Below are 17,484 nucleotides of genomic sequence, written 5' to 3' on the forward strand. Positions count from 1 at the left end.
CGAGGAACCGCCGCCGGAGACCGAACCCGAGTACGCACCGCCCCGCTAGACCTGCCTCCCTGCCGGAGTGGGGCCCGGGGGGGGCCCCCCGGCGGGGGGGGCCCCCGGGGCCCCGGCGGCCGCGACCCCCCCCCCGCGGGGGGGCCCCCCCCCCAAATCCGGGGGGCGCCCACCGCTCTTCGTCCGAGCCGTTCGGTCAGCCGTCCAGGCCGGCCGGGGAGTTCGGCCGGTCCACGTCCACGAACTCGATCTCGTCGGCGCCGCGCTCCCGGCTGCCGGCGGCGCGGGCGGCGGTGCCGGCGGCCCAGCCGATGGCGGCGCCGGCCAGGGCCGCGGCGATCAGCAGCGTCCAGGGCAGCGCGGGCCGGCGACCGGCGAGCGCGTCGAAGGCGAGGCTGGCCCGCCGGCGCGCCTCCTCGGCGGCGGAGCCGACCAGGTCGGTGGCGTCGTCGGCGAGGCCGGAGGAGCTGCGGCGGGCCGTGCGGGTGACGTCGCGCACACTGTCACCGGCGGAGCCGGCCGCGGCGAGCAGGTGCTGCCACGCCTGGTCCGCGACCCGCTCGGGCTTGCTGCGGCGGTCGATCAGGCTGGATCCGAACATCGTTCTACCTCCTCGGGTGCCGAAGCCCGGCGGCCACTTCGGACTCCGGTGTTCATCCGGCGGGTTCACTCCCCGAGGGCAGTGCCCCACCCGCCGCCGCGCCAAACCCCGGGGAGGCGGCGCGGCTGGACGGACATAACGGCATGAATCACCCGAACGCGCCGAAGGGTGGGTGTTCCCCGTGACGTGCGTGCGCCCGCTACCCTGGGTCGGCGGATCGGTCGGCCCGGCTCGGTCGTTCGGCTGGTCGTGGTCCGCGTCGCAGGGGAATTCGGAACCCGGAGGTCCGGATTGGGCTCGCCCAGGTGTGCCCAGTCCGCGAATTGCTCATCCCGGGGGGTGGCGACCGGGGCCGTTGGAGGAATACTCTCGGTCGCGGCCCGCGTACTGATGAGGCGCCCGTTGGGGCGAGTGGAGGTGCTCGCGTGAGCCTGTCGATCGTGAAGTCGATGCGTCCGGGTGGTGTCGTCCAGATCGCGCCCCGAGGGGAGATCGACGTCGACACCGCATACGAGGTCCGGGAGGCGATCGCCGAGGTGCTCGCCAAGGGGCGCCCCGCCCGGATCGAGCTCAACATGCGGCTCGTGACGTTCATCGACTCCGTCGGCATCAGCGCCATGGTGGCCGGCTTCCAGACCTGCGAGGTCAGCGGCGTCAAGCTGGTGGTCACCGAGCCGAGCCGGTTCGTGCACCGGCAGCTCTGGGTGACCGGCCTGCTCGGCCTCTTCGGCGCGCCCGAGCCCTGGTTCGCCGACGACGTCCCCGAGGTGCTCCCCGGCGCCTGAGCGCCGACCCTCGCCCGGCCACGGAGACCGTCGCCGACGGGCCGTCCGGCACCTCGCCGGCCGGGGGACCTTCGACCCGTTGCCAGCCCGGCCCCGGTACGGGACGATCGTCCGGACCCACGACGGCGAGGGGGACCGGTTGCAGAGCAGCGACAGCTTCAGCTACACCGTGCAGGCCCGGTGCCGCCGGGCGGACGCGGTGGCCCTGCTCGGTGACCTGAGCCGACAGGGCGAACTCCATCCGTTGATCGTGCGGGTCCGGCAGTTGCCGCCCCGGCCGGGCGCGCTCGCCAGCTATGCGATCACCGACCGGCTGGAGCTGGGTCCGCTGCACTTCCCGATCACCTACCAGGCGGACGTGCTGATCGCCAACGAGGACGAGGTGGTCACCGTCGCTCGGCAGCAACCGGCGACGACGGTGCGCAACCACACCCGCCTGCGTGACGAGCCCGACGGCGTGGTGCGGATCGACGTGGAGATCACCCTCACCGCGCCCGCGCCGCTGCTCGGCTACGCGTTCCGCCAGGCTCGGGCGGCTCACCTGGGCCTGGCCGCCCGCCTCGGCGCGACGCTCGAGGGCCGCCCGGCCTGACCGGGTCCCGCTCGATCCGTCCCCACGGCTTGTGGGTGGACAGCACGGTGGCGATCAGCAGCAGGGTGGTGGAGACGGCCGGCGCCACCACCAGGTCGACCCGCAGGTGCGCGTCGGCGGCCCCGGCGAGCACGCCGAGGTGCCGGATCCGGGGGGTCAGCAGGAGCAGCACCAGGCCGAGCATGACGGTGGTGAGCGCGAACTTCACCAGCACCCAGCGCCAGCGCAGCAGACCCCACGGGGTGAGCAGCGCGCTGGCCGTGCCGACCAGCCAGACCGCCACGCTCAGCGGCGCGAACAGCCAGGTGACAAGCAGCGCCGCCGCCGGGTAGACCACCTCGGGGTCGGCGCCGCGCAGCCCGGCCAGGCCGAGCGCGAGCAGCGTGAGGTCGGCGCCGAGCCAGCCCAGCGAGGTGACCAGGTGCGCGGTGAGCAGCGCCTTGCGGCCGGCGGGGGAGAGTCGTCTCATGCCCCGATCCCACCGGATCGGGGGGGGGGCCCGGGGGGGGGGGCCCCCCCCCCCCCGGGGGGGGGGGGGGGGGGGGGCGGGCGGGGAAGCACCACAGCGCACCGGGTGTGGGTTTGGGGGCGGGGGGGGGGGGGGGCCGGGGGGGGGGGGGGGGGGGTTTCTCGCCCCCCCCCCCCCCCCCCCCCGGGGCGCGCGCCCCCCCCGGGGGGCCCCCCGCGACGACATCCGGGGTACGTCGTGGAGCGTAGAGCGCTAGTAGACCGACAGGTGCACGTGGTTGGTGTGGTCGCTGGACGGGTCGCCGTTGCCGCCGCTGTAGGACTTCCAGCCGCTGCTGGGCAGCCAGATCCGCTTGAACCAGATCACGTAGAGCACGGCGAGCGGGTCCGCGTTGCGGATGAAGTACGCGGACAGGTTGTTGCCGTACGTCCTGTCGCCGCCGCTGGCGACCCCTCCGAAGCCGTCCTTCTGCGCCGCGAAGTCGCAGGCCCGCCCCTTCGGGTGCTCGCCCGAGCCGCTGGGCCGGTGGCAGGAGACGTACCGGGTGAAGCCGGCGGCCTTGGCCTGCTGCAACGCGTGCAGCGTGCGCGGGGTGATGCAGCCGCTGGCCGGCGTCGGGTCGTTGACGCTGCACGACTCCGCCGGCCACGACCCGTCGGAGTTGCGCTTGGCGGGTGTCGCGTTCGCCGAGGACGTGCCCCGGGTGCTGCCGCCGTCGTCGCTGTCGCGGGTGGTGGAGCTGCGCCGGTTCGCCACCTCCAGCGCCCGCTCGGCCTGCTCCTTGCGCTTGCCCATGAGCGTGACCTGCTTGCGCTGCTCCAGGATCTCGCCGTCGAGCGCGGTGCGGGTGCGGATCGCCTCGTCCCGGGTGGTGATCAGGTCGCGCAGCGTCCGGTCCTCGTGCGCGGCGACCGTCTCCAGCGCCGCGGCCCGGTCCATGAAGCCCTCCGGCGTCCGGCTGGCGAGCAGCGCCGCGGCGGTGCCCATCCGACCGGTGCGGTACGCCACCCCGGCGATCTCGCCGACCTTGGCGTCGCGCTCGGCCAGCTCCACGTCGATGGTCTTGAGCCGGTCGTTGAGCTGCTTCTGCCGGGTCACCGAGCGGCTCAACGCGGCCTTGGCGTCGAGCCAACCCTTGCTTGCCGCGTCGAGCTGGTCGCGCAGCGCGGGGGTGCCGCCCTCGTCGTCGTCGCCGGGTGCGGCGACGAGCAGGCCGGTCGGGGAAGCCGCCCGCGCCGCCGCGGCGGGGGAGACCGGCACGGTCACGACGCCGAGGGCCAGCATCGCGACGAGCAGGGCCGCCAACCGGGCGGCCGTCCGTCGTACAGGTGCCACTGTGGGCATTCAACGTGTCCTTCCGTCAACCGCCGACCGGGTTAGCTGACGGGTTCGGGACGGAAGATCCCTACCGCTGACGCGGATGCACCCCACGTACCTGGTTCCCCGGCTCGCCCTGCGGGCGATTAGGCGCCGGCCGTGCCGACGGGCGCCGGAGTGGTGCCCGTGGTGCGGCCGCGACCGAGCCTACCGGCGCTGCCCGGAGCCGGCGCCGCGAGCCGGCGCCGGCAACCGGGCAAAACCGGCATAAGAGAACAATAACCACAACGATTTAAGCCTGTCCTAATTACCACTCGGTCGGACCGCACGCCCCCGCTGACGCTCCGGGCTCGATCTGCAACGTGGCGTGGTCGATCGAGAAGTCCTCGTGCAGGGCGGCCCGGGCCGCGGCCAGCACGGTGGCGACCTCGGCGCCCTGGTCGATCGCCAGGTGCGCCGAGGCCACGTCCATGCCCGAGGTGAGCGTCCAGACGTGCAGGTCGTGCACCTCCGCCACGCCGGGCACCGCGGCCAGTCGGTCGTGCACCGCGGTCACCTGGAGGTGCTCCGGCGCGGCCTGCACCAGGATGCGTACGGCGGCGCGGCCGAGCCGCCAGGTGCGCGGCAGGATGAACAGGCCGATCGCCACCGCGACCAGCGGGTCGGCCCACCACCAGTCGGTGAGCGCGATGACCACCGCCGCGCCGATCACGCCGAGCGAGCCGAGCAGGTCGCCGAGCACCTCCAGGTAGGCCCCGCGCAGGTTGATGCTCTCCTGCGCGCCGGAGCGCAGCAGCGCGAACGCGGCGATGTTGGCGAGCAGGCCGAGCACGGCGACCACGAGCATCGGCCCGGCGAGCACCTCCGGCGGTTCGCCGAACCGGCGGACCGCCTCGATCAGCACGTAGATCGCGACGGCGCCGAGCAGCACCGCGTTGGCCAGCGCCGCGAGCACCTCCAGCCGGTAGAGCCCGAACGTGCGCTGCGGGTCGGTGCGGGCGCGCCGGGTGGCGCTGATCGCGGCGAGCGCCATGCCGATGCCGAGCACGTCGGTGAACATGTGCCCGGCGTCGGAGAGCAGGGCCAGCGAGCCGGTCGTGAAGGCGGCCACCGCCTCCACCAGCATCAGCGCGCTGAGCAGCGCGAAGGCGGCCCAGAGTCGCCCTCGGTGGCGGTGCGCCGCGTTGGCCACCACGCCGCTGTGGTCATGACCTGCGCCCACGCACACACCCTCCGCCCCGTGTCTCCGCCAGGACCAATCTATGCTCACATCGCTATGTATGCAAGTGAGGCGGGGTCACCCCACCGGATCGAGCGTGGTCAGGCGCTGGGTGGCCCGGGACAGCGCCACGTAGAGCGTCCGCACCCCGGAACCCGGGTCGGCCCGGATCTCGCCCGGCGCGACGAGCACCACGCCGTCGTACTCCATGCCCTTGGCCTGCAGGCTGGTCACCACCTGGAGCCGGCCGCCGCCCAGCGCGCCCAGCCAGCCGGCCACCTCGTCCCGGCGCGGCACCGGCGTGATCACCCCGACCGTGCCCTCCACCTCGGCCAGCAGCGTCCGGGCCGCCTCGACCGTGGCCGAAGGCAGCTCGGCGGCCGCCACGGAGCGCTGGACCGGCGGCACGCCGGTGGAGCGCACCGCGTCCGGCAAGGCCAGGTCCGGGTACAACCGGCGGATCTCCGCCGCCGCCACCGCGAAGATCTCCGCCGAGTTGCGGTAGTTGGTGGTCAGCTCGTAACGGTGCCGGCGACGCCGCCCCAACGCCTGGTCCCGGGCCCGGTCCAGCTCCTGCGGGTCGCCGGTCCACGCGGTCTGCGCCGGGTCGCCGACCACCGTCCAGGACGCCAGCCGCCCGCGCCGCCCCACCATCCGCCACTGCATCGGCGAGACGTCCTGCGACTCGTCCACCACCACGTGGGCGTAGTCGCGGTAGTCCGCCGGGCGCTCCCGGGCCGCCGCCCGCGCGGCCCGCTGCCGATCGGCGTACGTGCTCAGCTCGCGCACGCCGCCGGCGAGCTGGTAGGGGTCCCGCTTCGGCTTCGCCCGGCGCACCGGCGTGCCGAGCAACGCGTCCAGTTCGTCCAGCAGCGCGATGTCGGCCACCGTCAGCCCGTCCGCGTCGAGCGTCCGGTACGCGTCGGCGAGCAGCCGGATCTCGGCCGAGGAGAGCACCCCGCCGGCGTACCGGCGCAGCCGCTCCGGCCGCGCCAGCCAGCCCAGCACGTGGCGCGGGTGCAGCCGGGGCCACCACGCCTTGAGGAACTCGCGGAACTCCGGCCGCTCGATGATCTCGTCCTCAAACGCCGGCTGCTCCGGCAGCCGCCCCACCCGCAGCGTGCGGGCCTGCGCGTAGAGCGCGGCGAGCACCGCGTCGAACGCCGCCCGGCGCACCTCGTTGCGGCGCGCGCCCCGGGTCAGCGTCCGGTCCCGCACCGCGTCCAGCGCCGGCCGGTCCAGCCGCAGCAGCTCGCCACGGTAGAGCAGGCGCAGCTCCGCCGGGGAGTCCGGCACCGCGTCGCGGACCGCGCGCTCCAGCACCCGGCGCATCCGCAGCGAGCCCTTCACCGCCGCCACCTCCGGCGGGTCCGTCCGGGTCGCGGACAGGCCCGGGAAGAGCGAGCCGAGCGAGTGCAGGGTGGCGGTCTCCTCGCCGAGCGACGGCAGCACCGACGCGATGTACTCGACGAACACGCCGGACGGCCCGACCACCAGGATGCCGCCGCCGGCGTACCGGGCCCGGTCCGAATAGAGCAGGTACGCGGCCCGGTGCAGCGCCACCGCCGTCTTGCCGGTCCCCGGGCCGCCGGAGACGATCGTGACGCCGTTGCCGGGGGAGCGGATCGCCTCGTCCTGCTCCCGCTGGATGGTCGCCACGATGTCGCGCATGCCCCGGCCGGTCGCCCGGGACAGCGTGGCCAGCAGCGCGCCGTCGCCGACCACCGCCATGTCCGGCGGGGCGGCCTCCGGGTCCAGCAGGTCGTCCTCGATCCGGGTGACCTTCTCGGCGTGGGACTGGATCGTGCGCCGGCGCACCACGCCCCGCGGCTCGGCCGGTGTGGCCTGGTAGAACGCCGCGGCGGCCGGCGCCCGCCAGTCCACCACGAGCGTCTCCGCGTCGTCGGCGCGCACGCCGAGGCGGCCCACGTGCAGCACCTGCCCGGTCCGCAGGTCCAGCCGGCCGAAGACCAGTCCCTCGTGCTCGGCGTCCAGCACGTGCCGGCGCTGGGCGGCGTGGAAGACCATCGCGTCCCGCTCGACCAGCGCGCCGAACGTGCCGACCCGGGCGAGCTGGTACCCCTCCCGCTCGGCGTCGGCCGCGGACCGGCGCAGCTCGGCCAGCCGGGCGTACACCCGGTCGAGGTGCCGCTGCTCGGCGGCGATCTCCCGGTCCAGCGTGGTCTGGTCGGTCAACGCGGTGCTCCTGTGGTCGGACGGCGCAACGGGCTGAATGAGGGTACGGGCCGCCGGCAACCCGGGCGCCGGGGCCATGCCACGCGCCGGCCCATACCGGTGCCGGTTGCCCGTTATCCGGCTGTTCCCACCCGTTTCCCGGCCGTCCGTCCGCCGGTCAGCACCCGGCTCACCACGCCCGCCACGGCGGCGTTCACCTCGTCCGGGCGTTCCATCATCAGCATGTGCCCGGCGCCGGGGCAGACCGTCAGCTCGGTCGTGGGCAGCGCCGCCGCGATCGACTCGGCGCACGGCGGCGGCGTCAGCCGGTCCCGGTCGCCGACAAGCGCGGCGGCCGGCAGCCCGCCGAGCGCGGCGAGCGTCTCCAGCCGGTGCTGGGCGCCGATCGAGGCGCGGAACCCGCCGATCGAGCGGAGCGTGGCACGCGCCACCGCGGAGGTGACCAGCCGGATGTCCGCCGGGTCGCAGCGGTCGCCGAAGAGCATCCAGCGGATGCTGGGACGCAACGCGCGCAGCAGCGGGCGCGGCGGCCGCCAGCCCCCGCAACGGGCCAGCACCCCGGCCCCGGTGGTCTCGGCCAGCCGGATCAACCGGGCGATCCGCGGCGACAGCCCGTAGACCGTGTGCGTGTGCCCCTCCGCGGTGGTCGAGACGAAGACCAGGCCGGCGGTGCGGGCGGCGAACCGGTCCGGGTGGCGGTGCGCGTACTCCATCACGGTCATGCCGCCCATCGAGTGCCCGACAAGCACGACCGGGCCGGACGGGGCGAACTCGTCGACCACCGCGGCCAGGTCGTCGCCGAGCTGGGCCAGGGTGGCGTCGGGCAGGGCCAGGCAGCTCGACCGGCCGTGCCCGCGCGCGTCGTAGGCGACCAGCCGCGCCCGGTCGCCGAAGCGCTCCCGCAGGTCGGCGAGCTGGCGGTGCCAACTGCGGCCGTCAAGTGTCCACCCGTGCAGCAGGATCACCGTGACCTCGGCGTCGGCCGGGCCGGTCACCGTGACGTGCAGGCGTACGTCGTCGGGAAGCCTCAGTTCCATGGTCCACCTCCCGGGGCCGTCCGGTGCGTCACCGGAGTGACCCGGCGGTGACACCGGCGTTACCCGCCATGACACCACGGCAACCGGGACGGTGAGAAGATTCGCCGTCCACCCGCGCCGGTTCGGATCGGTGACCAGGCTGGGGGCATGCCGACCACGCCCGCCGCCCGCAGCCCCCGGGCCGCCCTGGCCGAGCTGCTCACCGGCAACCGCCGCTTCGTCAGCGGCCAGCCGCTGCACGGGCACGACGTCGGCGCCGCCGCGGCGGTGGCCTCCGGCGACCAGCAGCCGTACGCGGTGGTGCTGGGCTGCATCGACTCCCGGGTGCCGCTGGAGGCGATCTTCGACCAGACGTTCGGCTCGATCTGCGTGATCCGTACCGGCGCGCACGTGCTGGACCGGGCGGTCTGCGGCTCGATCGAGTACGTGGTCGGGCAGCTCGGCGTACGCCTGGTGATGGTGCTGGGCCACGAGCGCTGCGGCGCGGTCGCCTCGACCGTCGACGCGCTGCGCACCGGGCGGCGGCCCGACGGGGCGCTGGCCTACGTGGTGGACCGGATCGCGCCGGCGGTGGTCGAGGTGGGCGTGCACGACCCGGCCGTGCATCCGCTGGCGATCCGCCGGCACGTACGGCGGACCGTGGCCGCGCTGCGCGCCGACGATCTGCTCGCCGGCCCGGTGGCGGCCGGTGAGCTGGCCGTGGTGGGCGCGCTCTACGAACTGGCCACCAGCGAGGTCACGGTGCTGGCGGAGGAGGAGACGCAGGACCGCCCGCCGGGGTGATCCCCGACGGGCGGTCCTGGGTGGTGCGGGTGCGGGCGCTCAGCCCTCGAAGACGCCGGCCTCGACGAGACGCTTCTCGGTCGCGTCCCAGCCGTGCTCCGGGTGGGCCGCGGCCAGGCCGTTGATCTCGGCGCGGATCTTGGCGGCGTGGCCGGCGGCGGCCAGCGTGCGGATCTCCTCGACGAAGGCGTCGGAGTCGGTGCGCAGGTGCGCGGTCTTGCCGTTGGTCAGGTTGCGCACGTAGGCGTGCTTGCCGCCGTTGAGCGGGATCAGGTACTTGAACTCGCCCAGCACGCTGAGGGCGCCACCCTGGCCAGCCTGGCCGGCCCGGACTGACGCGCGCGCGGTCTTAGAGGTGTTGCTCGCCACGGAGGTACTCCTTGCAGACGTACGGTGGGGACGGGAAACGTCCGGGGGCTGATGCGGGTGACACCCGGGTGGATGCCGGCCCGCGAAGATTGTGCGGCGGCACACAACCGCCCAGAGAACTGTACACGACCGCGACACCTGGCTGGTGGTCGCGCCGTCACCGGGACACAACCGGGTCGGCCGCCCGGCTATTTCCGGCCGCCCGACCCCGGCGAATTTTCCGATTCGCTGGCGCACCACCTGTCACAGCCGTCATCATGTGTGCCAGAGGCCACTCGGGTGACGAGGTCGTAGGGGAAGACGCACCTCGGCTCACCGGGAGGTCACCGTGCCAACGCGTGGCGTCGTATACGTCCACTCGACCCCGCTCGCCGTGTGCTCGCACGTCGAGTGGGCGATCGCGCGCGTCCTCGCCGCGCCGGTCAACCTGCACTGGACGGCGCAGCCCGTCGACCACGGCGCCCGCCGCGCCGAGTGCGGCTGGACCGGCAGCCCGGGGACGGGTGCCGAGCTGGCTGCTGCCCTCCGGCAGTGGCCCATGATCCGTTTCGAGGTGACCGAGGAACCCAGTTCCGGCGTCGACGGCGAGCGCTTCATGTACGTCCCGGGACGGGGGCTGTTCCGGGCCACCGTCGGCGCGGCCGGCGACATCCAGCTCGGCGAGGACCGGCTGCGCACCCTGATGGCCGCCGCCCGCGCCCCGGAGGCGCTGGCGCACGCGCTGGACAAGGCGCTCGGCACCGCCTGGGACGCCGAGTTGGAGCCCTACCGGTACGCCGGTGACGGCGCCCCGGTGACACTGCTCACCCGGGTGGGGTGACGGCGGGGCGAGTTGCCCCGATACGGTGGGACCCGTGTCGATTTCCCCGCGGCGCTCCGCCGTCGCGCTCGCCGCACTGACCGCGCTGGTCGTCTCCGGCTGCTCGGACGGGCCGGACCGGCCCCGCCCGGCCCCGTCGAAGCCGGCGCCCTCCGCGCCCTCGTCGCCGACGCCCACCACCGCCGACCCGGCCGCCCGGGCGGCGGCGCTGGTCGCCACGCTCTCCGACGAGGACCTGGTCGGGCAGGTGCTGATGCCGTACGCCTACGGCAGCTCGGCCACCAAGGTCTCCGCCGGCTCGGCCGCCGGCAACCGGGCCCTGGCCGGCGTCGACACCCCCGCCGAGATGGTGGCCAGATATCGCCTCGGCGGCGTCATCCTGGTCGGCTTCAGCGCCGACGACCCGACCTCGGGCAACCAGGAGACCACGAACGTCGACAGCCCGAAGCAGGTCCGGGAGCTGACCGACGGGCTGCGCGACGCCGCCGGGAAGCTGCCCGCCGGCGCCGCGCCCTTCCTGGTCGGCACCGACCAGGAGTACGGCGTGGTCACCCGGATCACCGACGGGGTGACCCAGTTGCCCAGCCCGCTCGCCGCCGGCGCGGCCGGGAACCCGGCGCTGACCGAGGCCGCCTGGCGGGCCGCCGGGGCGGAACTGGCCGCGATGGGCGTCAACCTGGACTTCGCGCCGGTCGCCGACGTGCTGGCCACCCGCAGCACGGTGATCGGCTCGCGGTCCTTCGGGGCCACCCCGGCCACCGCGTCCCCGCAGGTGGCCGGCGCGGTACGCGGCCTGCAGGCCGAGGGCGTCGGCGCCGCGGTGAAGCACTTCCCCGGGCACGGCCTGACCGCCGCCGACTCGCACGCCGAGCTTCCTGTCGTCGGGCAGTCCCGGGCCGTGCTGGACCGCACCGCGTTCCCGCCCTTCCGGGCCGGGATCGACGCCGGCGCGATGGCGGTGATGTCCGCGCACCTCGACGTCAAGGCGGTCGACCCGGGCACCCCGGCCACGTTCTCCCGCAAGCTGCTCACCGACGTGCTCCGCGGCCAGCTCGGCTTCCAGGGCGTGGTGATCACCGACGGGATGAACATGCCGCCGGCCAAGAAGTGGTCGCCGGGCGAGGCGGCGGTCCGCGCGCTCAACGCCGGCAACGACCTCATCCTGATGACCCCGAACGTGAGCCAGGCGTACGACGGGCTGCGCGCCGCGCTCAAGGACGGCTCCCTGCCCCGGGCCCGCCTGGTCGAGGCGGTCACCCGGGTGCTCACCATGAAGTTCCGGCTGGCCGGGCACCCGCAGCCGGCCCTGTCGACGCTGGACACGGCCGAGCACCGCAAGGCCGCCGCCGACCTGGCCGCCGCCGCGGTCACCGTGCTGCGCGGCTCGTGCGGGGGCGCGGTGGCCGGCCCGGTGCGGGTCACCTCCTCCGGCGGCCGGGACCGCACCCGGGCGCTGCTGACCGAGGCGCTGACCGCGGCCGGGGTCAAGGTGGTGTCCTCCGGCGGCACCGTGGTGCACCTGGTCGGGTACGGCGACGGCGCGAAGGACCTGCGCGCCGACGCGGCCGTGACGGTGGCCATGGACACGCCGTACGTGCTGTCCGGGGCGAAGTCGCCGACGGTGCTGGCGACCTACTCGTCCACCCGGGCGTCGATGACCGCGCTGGCCGCGGTGCTGGCCGGCAAGGCCCGCCCCACCGGCCGCGCCCCGGTCCCGGTCCCCGGCCTCCCCGCCACCACCTGCAAGGTGTAAGGAGGGGCCCCCGGTTAACGCCTGCGGTAGAGGAGGGGGCCCCGCTTGACACCCCGCGCGGGGAAACCCGGGTGCGGTGCCGGGTGCCCGGGTGGCAGGGTCAGCGCCCATGGGAGAGGCAGCGCAGGGGTTCCGCTACGTGGCACGCGCCGACGGCACCGTGGTGATCACGCACCACGGGCGGGCGGCGGGCACGTTGCGCGGTGGTCGGGCCGCGCAGTTCCTGGCCGAGGTGGACGACGACCCGCAGTTGGTGATGGCCCGCTGGACCGGCAACTACCGGCACGGCAACGAGCGGACCGCCCGCCAGCACCCCCGCAACCGTGGCTGACCGTTAGGAGGGGCCCCCTTCTAACAGACGTCCGTTAAAAGGGGGCCCCTCCTTACCCGCCTCAGGGGCGGGTGAAGACCAGCGCCACGTTGTGGCCGCCGAAGCCGAACGCGTTGTTCAACGCGGCCGGGATCTCCAGGTGCCGGGCCTTGTGCGCGGCCACGTCCAGGTTGAGCCCGTCGTCCGGGTCGTCCAGGTTGATCGTCGGCGGCACCACGCCGTCGCGGATCGCCAGGATGGTGGCGATCGACTCCAGCGCGCCGGCCGCGCCGAGCAGGTGACCGGTCATCGACTTGGTGGCGGTGAGCAGCGGGTGGTCACCGATCGCCTGGTGCAGCGCGCCGATCTCCAGCATGTCGCCCACCGGCGTGGAGGTGGCGTGCGCGTTGACGTGCACGATGTCGGTGCGGGCCACGTCCGAGTCGGCGACCGCCTTGGCGATGGCCCGGATCGCGCCCTCACCCTCGGCGTGCGGCTGCACCATGTCGTACGCGTCGGAGGTGATCCCGGCGCCGGCCAGCCGCGCGTAGACCCGCGCGCCCCGGGCGGCGGCGTGGTCGGCACGCTCCAGGACCAGCAGGCCCGCGCCCTCGCCCAGCACGAAGCCGTCGCGGGCCTTGTCCCACGGCCGGGAGGCCTTCTCCGGCTCGTCGTTGCGGGTCGACATGGCCCGCATCGAGGCGAAGCCGGCGATCGGCAGCGGGTGGATGACCGCCTCGGTGCCGCCGGCCACCACCACGTCGGCGCGGCCGGAGCGGATGATGTCCAGGCCCAGCGCGATCGCCTCCGCGCCGGTCGCGCAGGCGCTGGCCACCGAGTGCACGCCGGCCTTCGCGCCCAACTCCAACCCGACCCAGGCGGCCGGGCCGTTCGGCATCAGCATCGGCACCGTGTGCGGGGAGACCCGCCGCGGGCCGGACGCCTCCAGGATGTCGTCCTGGGCGAGCAGGGTGGTGGCGCCGCCGATGCCCGAGCCGACGCTGACCGCCAGCCGCTCCGGGTCGACCCCGGGCTCGGTCAGGCCGGCGTCCGCCCACGCCTCCCGCGCGGCGATCAGGGCGATCGCCTGCGAGCGGTCCAGCCGGCGCAGCTTCACCCGGTCCAGCACCTCGGACGGGTCCACCGCGAGCTGGGCGGCGATCCGGACGGGCAGTTGCGCGGCCCACTCCTGGGTGAGCGCACTCACCCCGGAGCGGCCGGCGAGCATGGCGTCCCAGGTCGACGCGACGTCCCCGCCGAGCGGGGTCGTCGCGCCGAGCCCGGTGACGACGACGTCGGGGCGACTCATGATCAGGACTGCGCCTCGATGTAGCTGACCGCGTCCCCGACGGTCTTCAGGTTCTGCACCTCGTTGTCCGGGATCTTGACGCCGAACTTCTCCTCGGCCGCCACCACGACCTCCACCATGGAGAGCGAGTCGACGTCGAGGTCGTCGGTGAAGGACTTCCCCTCGGCCACGTCGTCCGGGTTCACGCCGGCAACCTCTTCGAGGATCTCGGCGAGGCCGGCGGTGATCTCGTCACGGGTCATTGCGGTTGGTTCCTCTCATCGGGGGTTCTCTCGGTGGCCGGCGACGCCGACCACCGCACCTGGAGCGCGTACGCGCCCGAGGGGGTCATCAGGGGCAGCGGACGACCTGACCGGCGTAGGTCAGGCCGCCGCCGAAGCCGAACAGCAGCACCGGGGCGCCCGCGGGCACCTCGCGCCGCTCGACAAGCTTCGACAGGGCCAGCGGGATGCTCGCCGCCGACGTGTTGCCGGACTCGACGATGTCCTTGGCGATGATCGCGTCCGGGATGTTCAGCCGCTTCGCGATGCCGTCGATGATCCGGCCGTTGGCCTGGTGTGGCACGAACGCGGCAAGCTCCGACGGCTGGACCCCGGCCCGCTCGCAGGCCTGCAACGCGAGCGGGGCCAGCGAGGTGGTGGCCCAGCGGAACACCGACTGCCCCTCCTGCGCGATGTAGGGCTGCCAGCCCTCGATCCGTACCGCGTCGCTCTTCTCCGGCGCGGAGCCCCACACCACCGGCCCGATCCCGGCCGGCTCGTCGTCGGCGGTCGCGGTGACCACCGCGGCGCCGGCGCCGTCGCCGAAGATGATGCAGGTCGACCGGTCGGTCCAGTCGGTGAAGTCGGAGAGCTTCTCCGCGCCGACGACTATCGCGTTGCGCGCCGCGCCCGCGCGGATCGCGTGATCCACCGTGCCCAGCGCGTACGCGAAGCCGGAGCAGGCGGTGTTGACGTCGTACGCCCCGGGCGCGTTGATGCCCAGCTTGGCCGCGACCCGGCAGGCCACGTTCGGGCTGCGGTCCACCGACGTGCAGGTCGCCACCACGACGAGGTCGATGTCGGCGGCGGTCAGCCCCGAGTTGGCCAGCGCCTTCCCGGCGGCGGCGATGGCCATGTCGGCCACCGTTTCGTCGCCGGCGATCCGCCGGGTGACGATGCCGACCCGGTCGCGGATCCACTCGTCGTTGGTGTCGACCATCTGCGCGAGTTCGTCGTTGGTGACCACGCGGGAGGGCTGGTAGTGCCCCATCGCGGCGATCCGGCTGCCGGCCATTTAGTGCGATCCTCCGATGCGGACGAGGGGCTGGCCCGGGGCGACCGGGTCGGCGTGGTGCGCGAGCCACTCGGTGAGCGGCCCGCTGTGGTGCGCGGTCACCTCGACCGGGCCCTGCCGGCCCGCGACGTGGCCGAGGACCTGACCGGCGTGCAGCTCGGCCCCCTCGGTCAGCTCGGCCGCGGGCGTGAAGACGCCGGCGGCGGGGGCGACCACCACCCGGAAGCGGGCCACCGGGCGGTGGGCGGCGGGGCCGCCGTGCCGCGCGGCGAGCCGCCGGGCGGCGGGCAGGTCGTCCGGGGTGTTCAGGGTGACGATCTCCGGCGCGCCCTCGCCCTTGAGCTCCCGCTTGACCAGCCCGGCCAGCGTGCCGGCGGGCGGCAGCTCGATCACGCCGGTGACGCCGAGGTCGGCCAGCGCGCGCATGCACAGGTCCCAGCGGACCGGGGCGGTCACCTGTCGGACCAGGCGCTGGACGCTCTCCCGGCCGTGCCCGACCGGCTCGCCGTCGAGGTTGGACAGCAGGATCCGGGCCGGATCGGCGACGGTGACACCGGCGGCCACGCCGGCCAGCGCGGTCTCGGCCGGGGCCATGTAGGGGGTGTGGAACGCGCCGGCCACCTGGAGCCGGATGATCCGGGCCCGGGTCGGCGGCTCGGCGGCGAGCTTGTCCAGCCCGGCGAGCGCGCCGGCGGCGACGATCTGGCCGGCGCCGTTGCGGTTGGCCGCGTACAGCCCGTGGGCCTCGAGCGCGGCGAGCACCTCGTCCGGGTCGCCGCCGAGCACGGCGGCCATCCCGGTCGGCTCCAGCGCGCAGGCGGCGGCCATCTCCCGACCGCGTACGCCGGCGAGCGTCACGGCCGCCTCGGCGGGCAGCACCCCGGCCAGCGCGGCGGCGCCCAGCTCGCCCACGCTGTGCCCGGCGACCAGCGCCACGTCGTGCATCGGCAGGTGCTCGGCGGCCAGCAGCGCGGCGGCGACCAGCAGCGGCTGGGTGCGGGCGGTGTCCTTGATCTCGTCCGCGTCCGCCCGGGTGCCGAGGTGGATCAGGTCGACCCCGGCCAGCGCCGACCACCAACGCAGGCGCGCCTCGACGCCGGCGACGTCGAGCCAGGGGTTCAGGAAACCGGGCTTCTGCGAACCCTGTCCGGGGGAGAGTACGGCGAGCACGTGTACGACTCTGACGGATACTCGTGAGTCGCGCTGTAACGCACGGCACGAAACCGCACTAGAAGCTTTAGAGGATTCCTACAAAGATCGGCGGCGGTCGTCACCGCTCTGGGCGGCTTTCCGACCCGCTGCGCTCGCTGTCTGGTTCGGGACCGGTGCGACGGCCGGTGCCACCGGGTCGAGCCGGCCCACGGTCAGCGCGATCTGAAGCGCGAACGCGTCCCGCGGCGACAGCGGCGAGAAGCCGGTCACCTCGGCGATCCGCTTGAGCCGGTAGCGCACCGTGTTCGGGTGCACGAACAGCGCCCGCGCGGCGCTCTCCAGCGTGCCGCCCGCGGCGAAGAACGCGTCGAGCGTCTCCAGCAGCTCGCCGCCGGCACGGGCCAGTGCCGCGTACACGTCGTGGCGCAGCCGGCGGCGGGCCTCGGCGTCGCCGGCCAGCGCCCGCTCGGGCAGCAGCTCGCCGGCGGAGACCGGGCACGGCGCGGTCGGCCAGGCCGGCGCGGCCCGGAACCCGGCCAGCGCCGCCCGCGCGGACTCGGTCGCCTCGTCCAGGCTGGGCACGGCCGGGCCGACCACCACCGGCCCGTCGCCGAACGCGGTACGCAACTTCTCGGTGGCCGCCAACGGGTCGGCGGCCCCACCGAGCACGATGACCAGCCGGTCGCCGTGCACGCCGCCGATCACCTCGACGCCGATCCGACGGGCCTGCCGGTAGACCGTGTGCAGCACGGCGGCCACCTCGCCGCCGGGGGAGCGGCCCACCGCCACCGCCACCGGCGGCGCGTCCGACCAGCCCAGCGCCGCGGCCCGGCTGGCCAGCACGTCCGGTGAGTCGCCGCGCAGCAGCGCGTCGACGAGCAACGCCTGCAACCGGGCGTCCCAGGAGCCGCGGGTCTCGGCGGCCCGCGCGTAGACCCGCGCGGCGGCGAATGCGATCTCCCGGGAGAAGCGCAGCACGGCCTCCCGCAGCGACTGCTCCTCGCCCGGCACGGCCAGCTCCGACACCTGCTCCTCGACGACCTCGATGGTCACCTTGATCAGCGCCACGGTCTGCTGAAGGCTGATCGAGCGGGCCAGCGCCTGCGGCGCGGTGGCGAAGACCTCGTCCGACACCTCCTGGGTGCGGTCGGTCGCGCCGCCGCCCTGCCGCAGCCACTGCACCAGCGACCGCACGCCGGCCTGGGCGACCACCATCACCCACGAGCGCTGGTCGGCCGGCAGCTCCCGGAACCACAGCAGGCTCTCGTCCATCCGGGCCACGCTGGCGGTGGCCAGGCTGCCCGCGGCCCGCTCGATGCGGCGCAGCGTCGCCGACGTCTCCGTCCCGCCCGGTTCGCTCACCGCACCAGCCTGACACGCGCTGACCAGCGGATCCACTCCACGTTCGTGGCCCGCTCCCCGGCGGGCGATCTCCACCGGTACGCGCTGACGATCTCGTCGGGCCGGGCCAGTACGGTGTCAGGGCGCGTCGGGGCG

18 protein-coding genes and 1 riboswitch are annotated in these 17,484 nt (G+C 74.8%); of the genes, 6 read left to right on the forward strand and 12 right to left on the reverse strand.

Annotated features, from left to right (window positions below):
* Positions 1-196 precede the first annotated feature (196 nt).
* Positions 197-601, reverse strand: a complete 405-nt coding sequence (locus ACIA5A_RS03085) for a hypothetical protein (protein WP_396755863.1) — start codon at positions 599-601, stop codon at positions 197-199.
* 425 nt (positions 602-1,026) lie between these two features.
* Here ACIA5A_RS03085 and ACIA5A_RS03090 point away from each other — a divergent pair, with 425 nt between their 5' ends.
* Positions 1,027-1,386 (forward strand): STAS domain-containing protein, encoded by a 360-nt coding sequence (locus ACIA5A_RS03090; protein ID WP_181569741.1) that lies wholly within the window; start codon positions 1,027-1,029, stop codon positions 1,384-1,386.
* 79 nt (positions 1,387-1,465) lie between these two features.
* Complete coding sequence (locus ACIA5A_RS03095; RefSeq protein WP_396755866.1) at positions 1,466-1,978, forward strand: SRPBCC family protein; 513 nt, start codon at positions 1,466-1,468, stop codon at positions 1,976-1,978.
* Here ACIA5A_RS03095 and ACIA5A_RS03100 read toward each other — a convergent pair.
* The 5 genes from ACIA5A_RS03100 to ACIA5A_RS03120 form a co-directional block, all read right to left on the reverse strand.
* Positions 1,872-2,447, reverse strand: coding sequence for a hypothetical protein (locus ACIA5A_RS03100; RefSeq protein ID WP_396755868.1), 576 nt, complete (start codon positions 2,445-2,447; stop codon positions 1,872-1,874). The two genes, ACIA5A_RS03095 and ACIA5A_RS03100, sit on opposite strands and share 107 nt — an antisense overlap.
* Positions 2,448-2,699: 252 nt before the next feature.
* Positions 2,700-3,791 carry a coiled-coil domain-containing protein gene (locus ACIA5A_RS03105; protein WP_396755870.1) on the reverse strand — a complete coding sequence of 364 codons (1,092 nt, stop codon included), beginning with the start codon at positions 3,789-3,791 and terminating at the stop codon, positions 2,700-2,702.
* A 5-nt stretch (positions 3,792-3,796) separates the two neighbouring features.
* Positions 3,797-3,927: riboswitch (cyclic di-AMP (ydaO/yuaA leader) on the reverse strand.
* A gap of 144 nt (positions 3,928-4,071) precedes the next feature.
* Positions 4,072-4,986: a cation diffusion facilitator family transporter gene (locus tag ACIA5A_RS03110; RefSeq protein ID WP_396755872.1), complete on the reverse strand. Its 915-nt coding sequence runs from the start codon at positions 4,984-4,986 to the stop codon at positions 4,072-4,074.
* 75 nt (positions 4,987-5,061) lie between these two features.
* Positions 5,062-7,179, reverse strand: coding sequence for a HelD family protein (locus ACIA5A_RS03115; RefSeq protein WP_396755874.1), 2,118 nt, complete (start codon positions 7,177-7,179; stop codon positions 5,062-5,064).
* A gap of 113 nt (positions 7,180-7,292) precedes the next feature.
* Positions 7,293-8,216, reverse strand: coding sequence for an alpha/beta fold hydrolase (locus ACIA5A_RS03120; protein WP_396755876.1), 924 nt, complete (start codon positions 8,214-8,216; stop codon positions 7,293-7,295).
* 147 nt (positions 8,217-8,363) lie between these two features.
* Between ACIA5A_RS03120 and ACIA5A_RS03125 the strand changes: the two genes are divergently transcribed.
* Positions 8,364-8,999 carry a carbonic anhydrase gene (locus tag ACIA5A_RS03125; RefSeq protein WP_396755878.1) on the forward strand — a complete coding sequence of 212 codons (636 nt, stop codon included), beginning with the start codon at positions 8,364-8,366 and terminating at the stop codon, positions 8,997-8,999.
* Between the two features lie 39 nt (positions 9,000-9,038).
* Here the strand turns inward: ACIA5A_RS03125 and ACIA5A_RS03130 are convergent, their stop codons facing one another.
* The gene (locus ACIA5A_RS03130) at positions 9,039-9,368 is read right to left on the reverse strand and encodes a hypothetical protein (protein WP_396755880.1); all 330 of its coding nucleotides are present in this window, start codon (positions 9,366-9,368) and stop codon (positions 9,039-9,041) included.
* A 328-nt stretch (positions 9,369-9,696) separates the two neighbouring features.
* Here ACIA5A_RS03130 and ACIA5A_RS03135 point away from each other — a divergent pair, with 328 nt between their 5' ends.
* The 3 genes from ACIA5A_RS03135 (at position 9,697) to ACIA5A_RS03145 (ending at position 12,272) form a co-directional block, all read left to right on the forward strand.
* Entirely contained in the window at positions 9,697-10,188 is a 492-nt protein-coding gene (locus ACIA5A_RS03135; RefSeq protein WP_396755882.1) for a DUF3145 domain-containing protein, read from the forward strand.
* Between the two features lie 34 nt (positions 10,189-10,222).
* Positions 10,223-11,941: a glycoside hydrolase family 3 protein gene (locus ACIA5A_RS03140; RefSeq protein ID WP_396755884.1), complete on the forward strand. Its 1,719-nt coding sequence runs from the start codon at positions 10,223-10,225 to the stop codon at positions 11,939-11,941.
* Positions 11,942-12,050: 109 nt separating this feature from the next.
* Positions 12,051-12,272, forward strand: coding sequence for a hypothetical protein (locus ACIA5A_RS03145; RefSeq protein WP_396755886.1), 222 nt, complete (start codon positions 12,051-12,053; stop codon positions 12,270-12,272).
* A gap of 61 nt (positions 12,273-12,333) precedes the next feature.
* Here ACIA5A_RS03145 and fabF read toward each other — a convergent pair whose 3' ends face one another.
* The 5 genes from fabF to ACIA5A_RS03170 all read right to left on the reverse strand — a co-directional run bounded on the left by fabF (position 12,334) and on the right by ACIA5A_RS03170 (position 17,349).
* Complete coding sequence (gene fabF, locus ACIA5A_RS03150; RefSeq protein WP_396755888.1) at positions 12,334-13,560, reverse strand: beta-ketoacyl-ACP synthase II; 1,227 nt, start codon at positions 13,558-13,560, stop codon at positions 12,334-12,336.
* Between the two features lie 2 nt (positions 13,561-13,562).
* Complete coding sequence (locus tag ACIA5A_RS03155) at positions 13,563-13,802, reverse strand: acyl carrier protein (RefSeq protein WP_007072348.1); 240 nt, start codon at positions 13,800-13,802, stop codon at positions 13,563-13,565.
* An 88-nt stretch (positions 13,803-13,890) separates the two neighbouring features.
* Entirely contained in the window at positions 13,891-14,835 is a 945-nt protein-coding gene (locus tag ACIA5A_RS03160) for a beta-ketoacyl-ACP synthase III (RefSeq protein ID WP_396755890.1), read from the reverse strand.
* The gene (locus tag ACIA5A_RS03165) at positions 14,836-16,005 is read right to left on the reverse strand and encodes an acyltransferase domain-containing protein (protein ID WP_396755892.1); all 1,170 of its coding nucleotides are present in this window, start codon (positions 16,003-16,005) and stop codon (positions 14,836-14,838) included.
* 78 nt (positions 16,006-16,083) lie between these two features.
* Positions 16,084-17,349 (reverse strand): PucR family transcriptional regulator, encoded by a 1,266-nt coding sequence (locus tag ACIA5A_RS03170; RefSeq protein WP_396755894.1) that lies wholly within the window; start codon positions 17,347-17,349, stop codon positions 16,084-16,086.
* Positions 17,350-17,484 lie beyond the last annotated feature (135 nt).

Source organism: Micromonospora sp. NPDC051300 (assembly GCF_044455315.1).
GTDB classification, from domain to species: domain Bacteria; phylum Actinomycetota; class Actinomycetes; order Mycobacteriales; family Micromonosporaceae; genus Micromonospora; species Micromonospora robiginosa.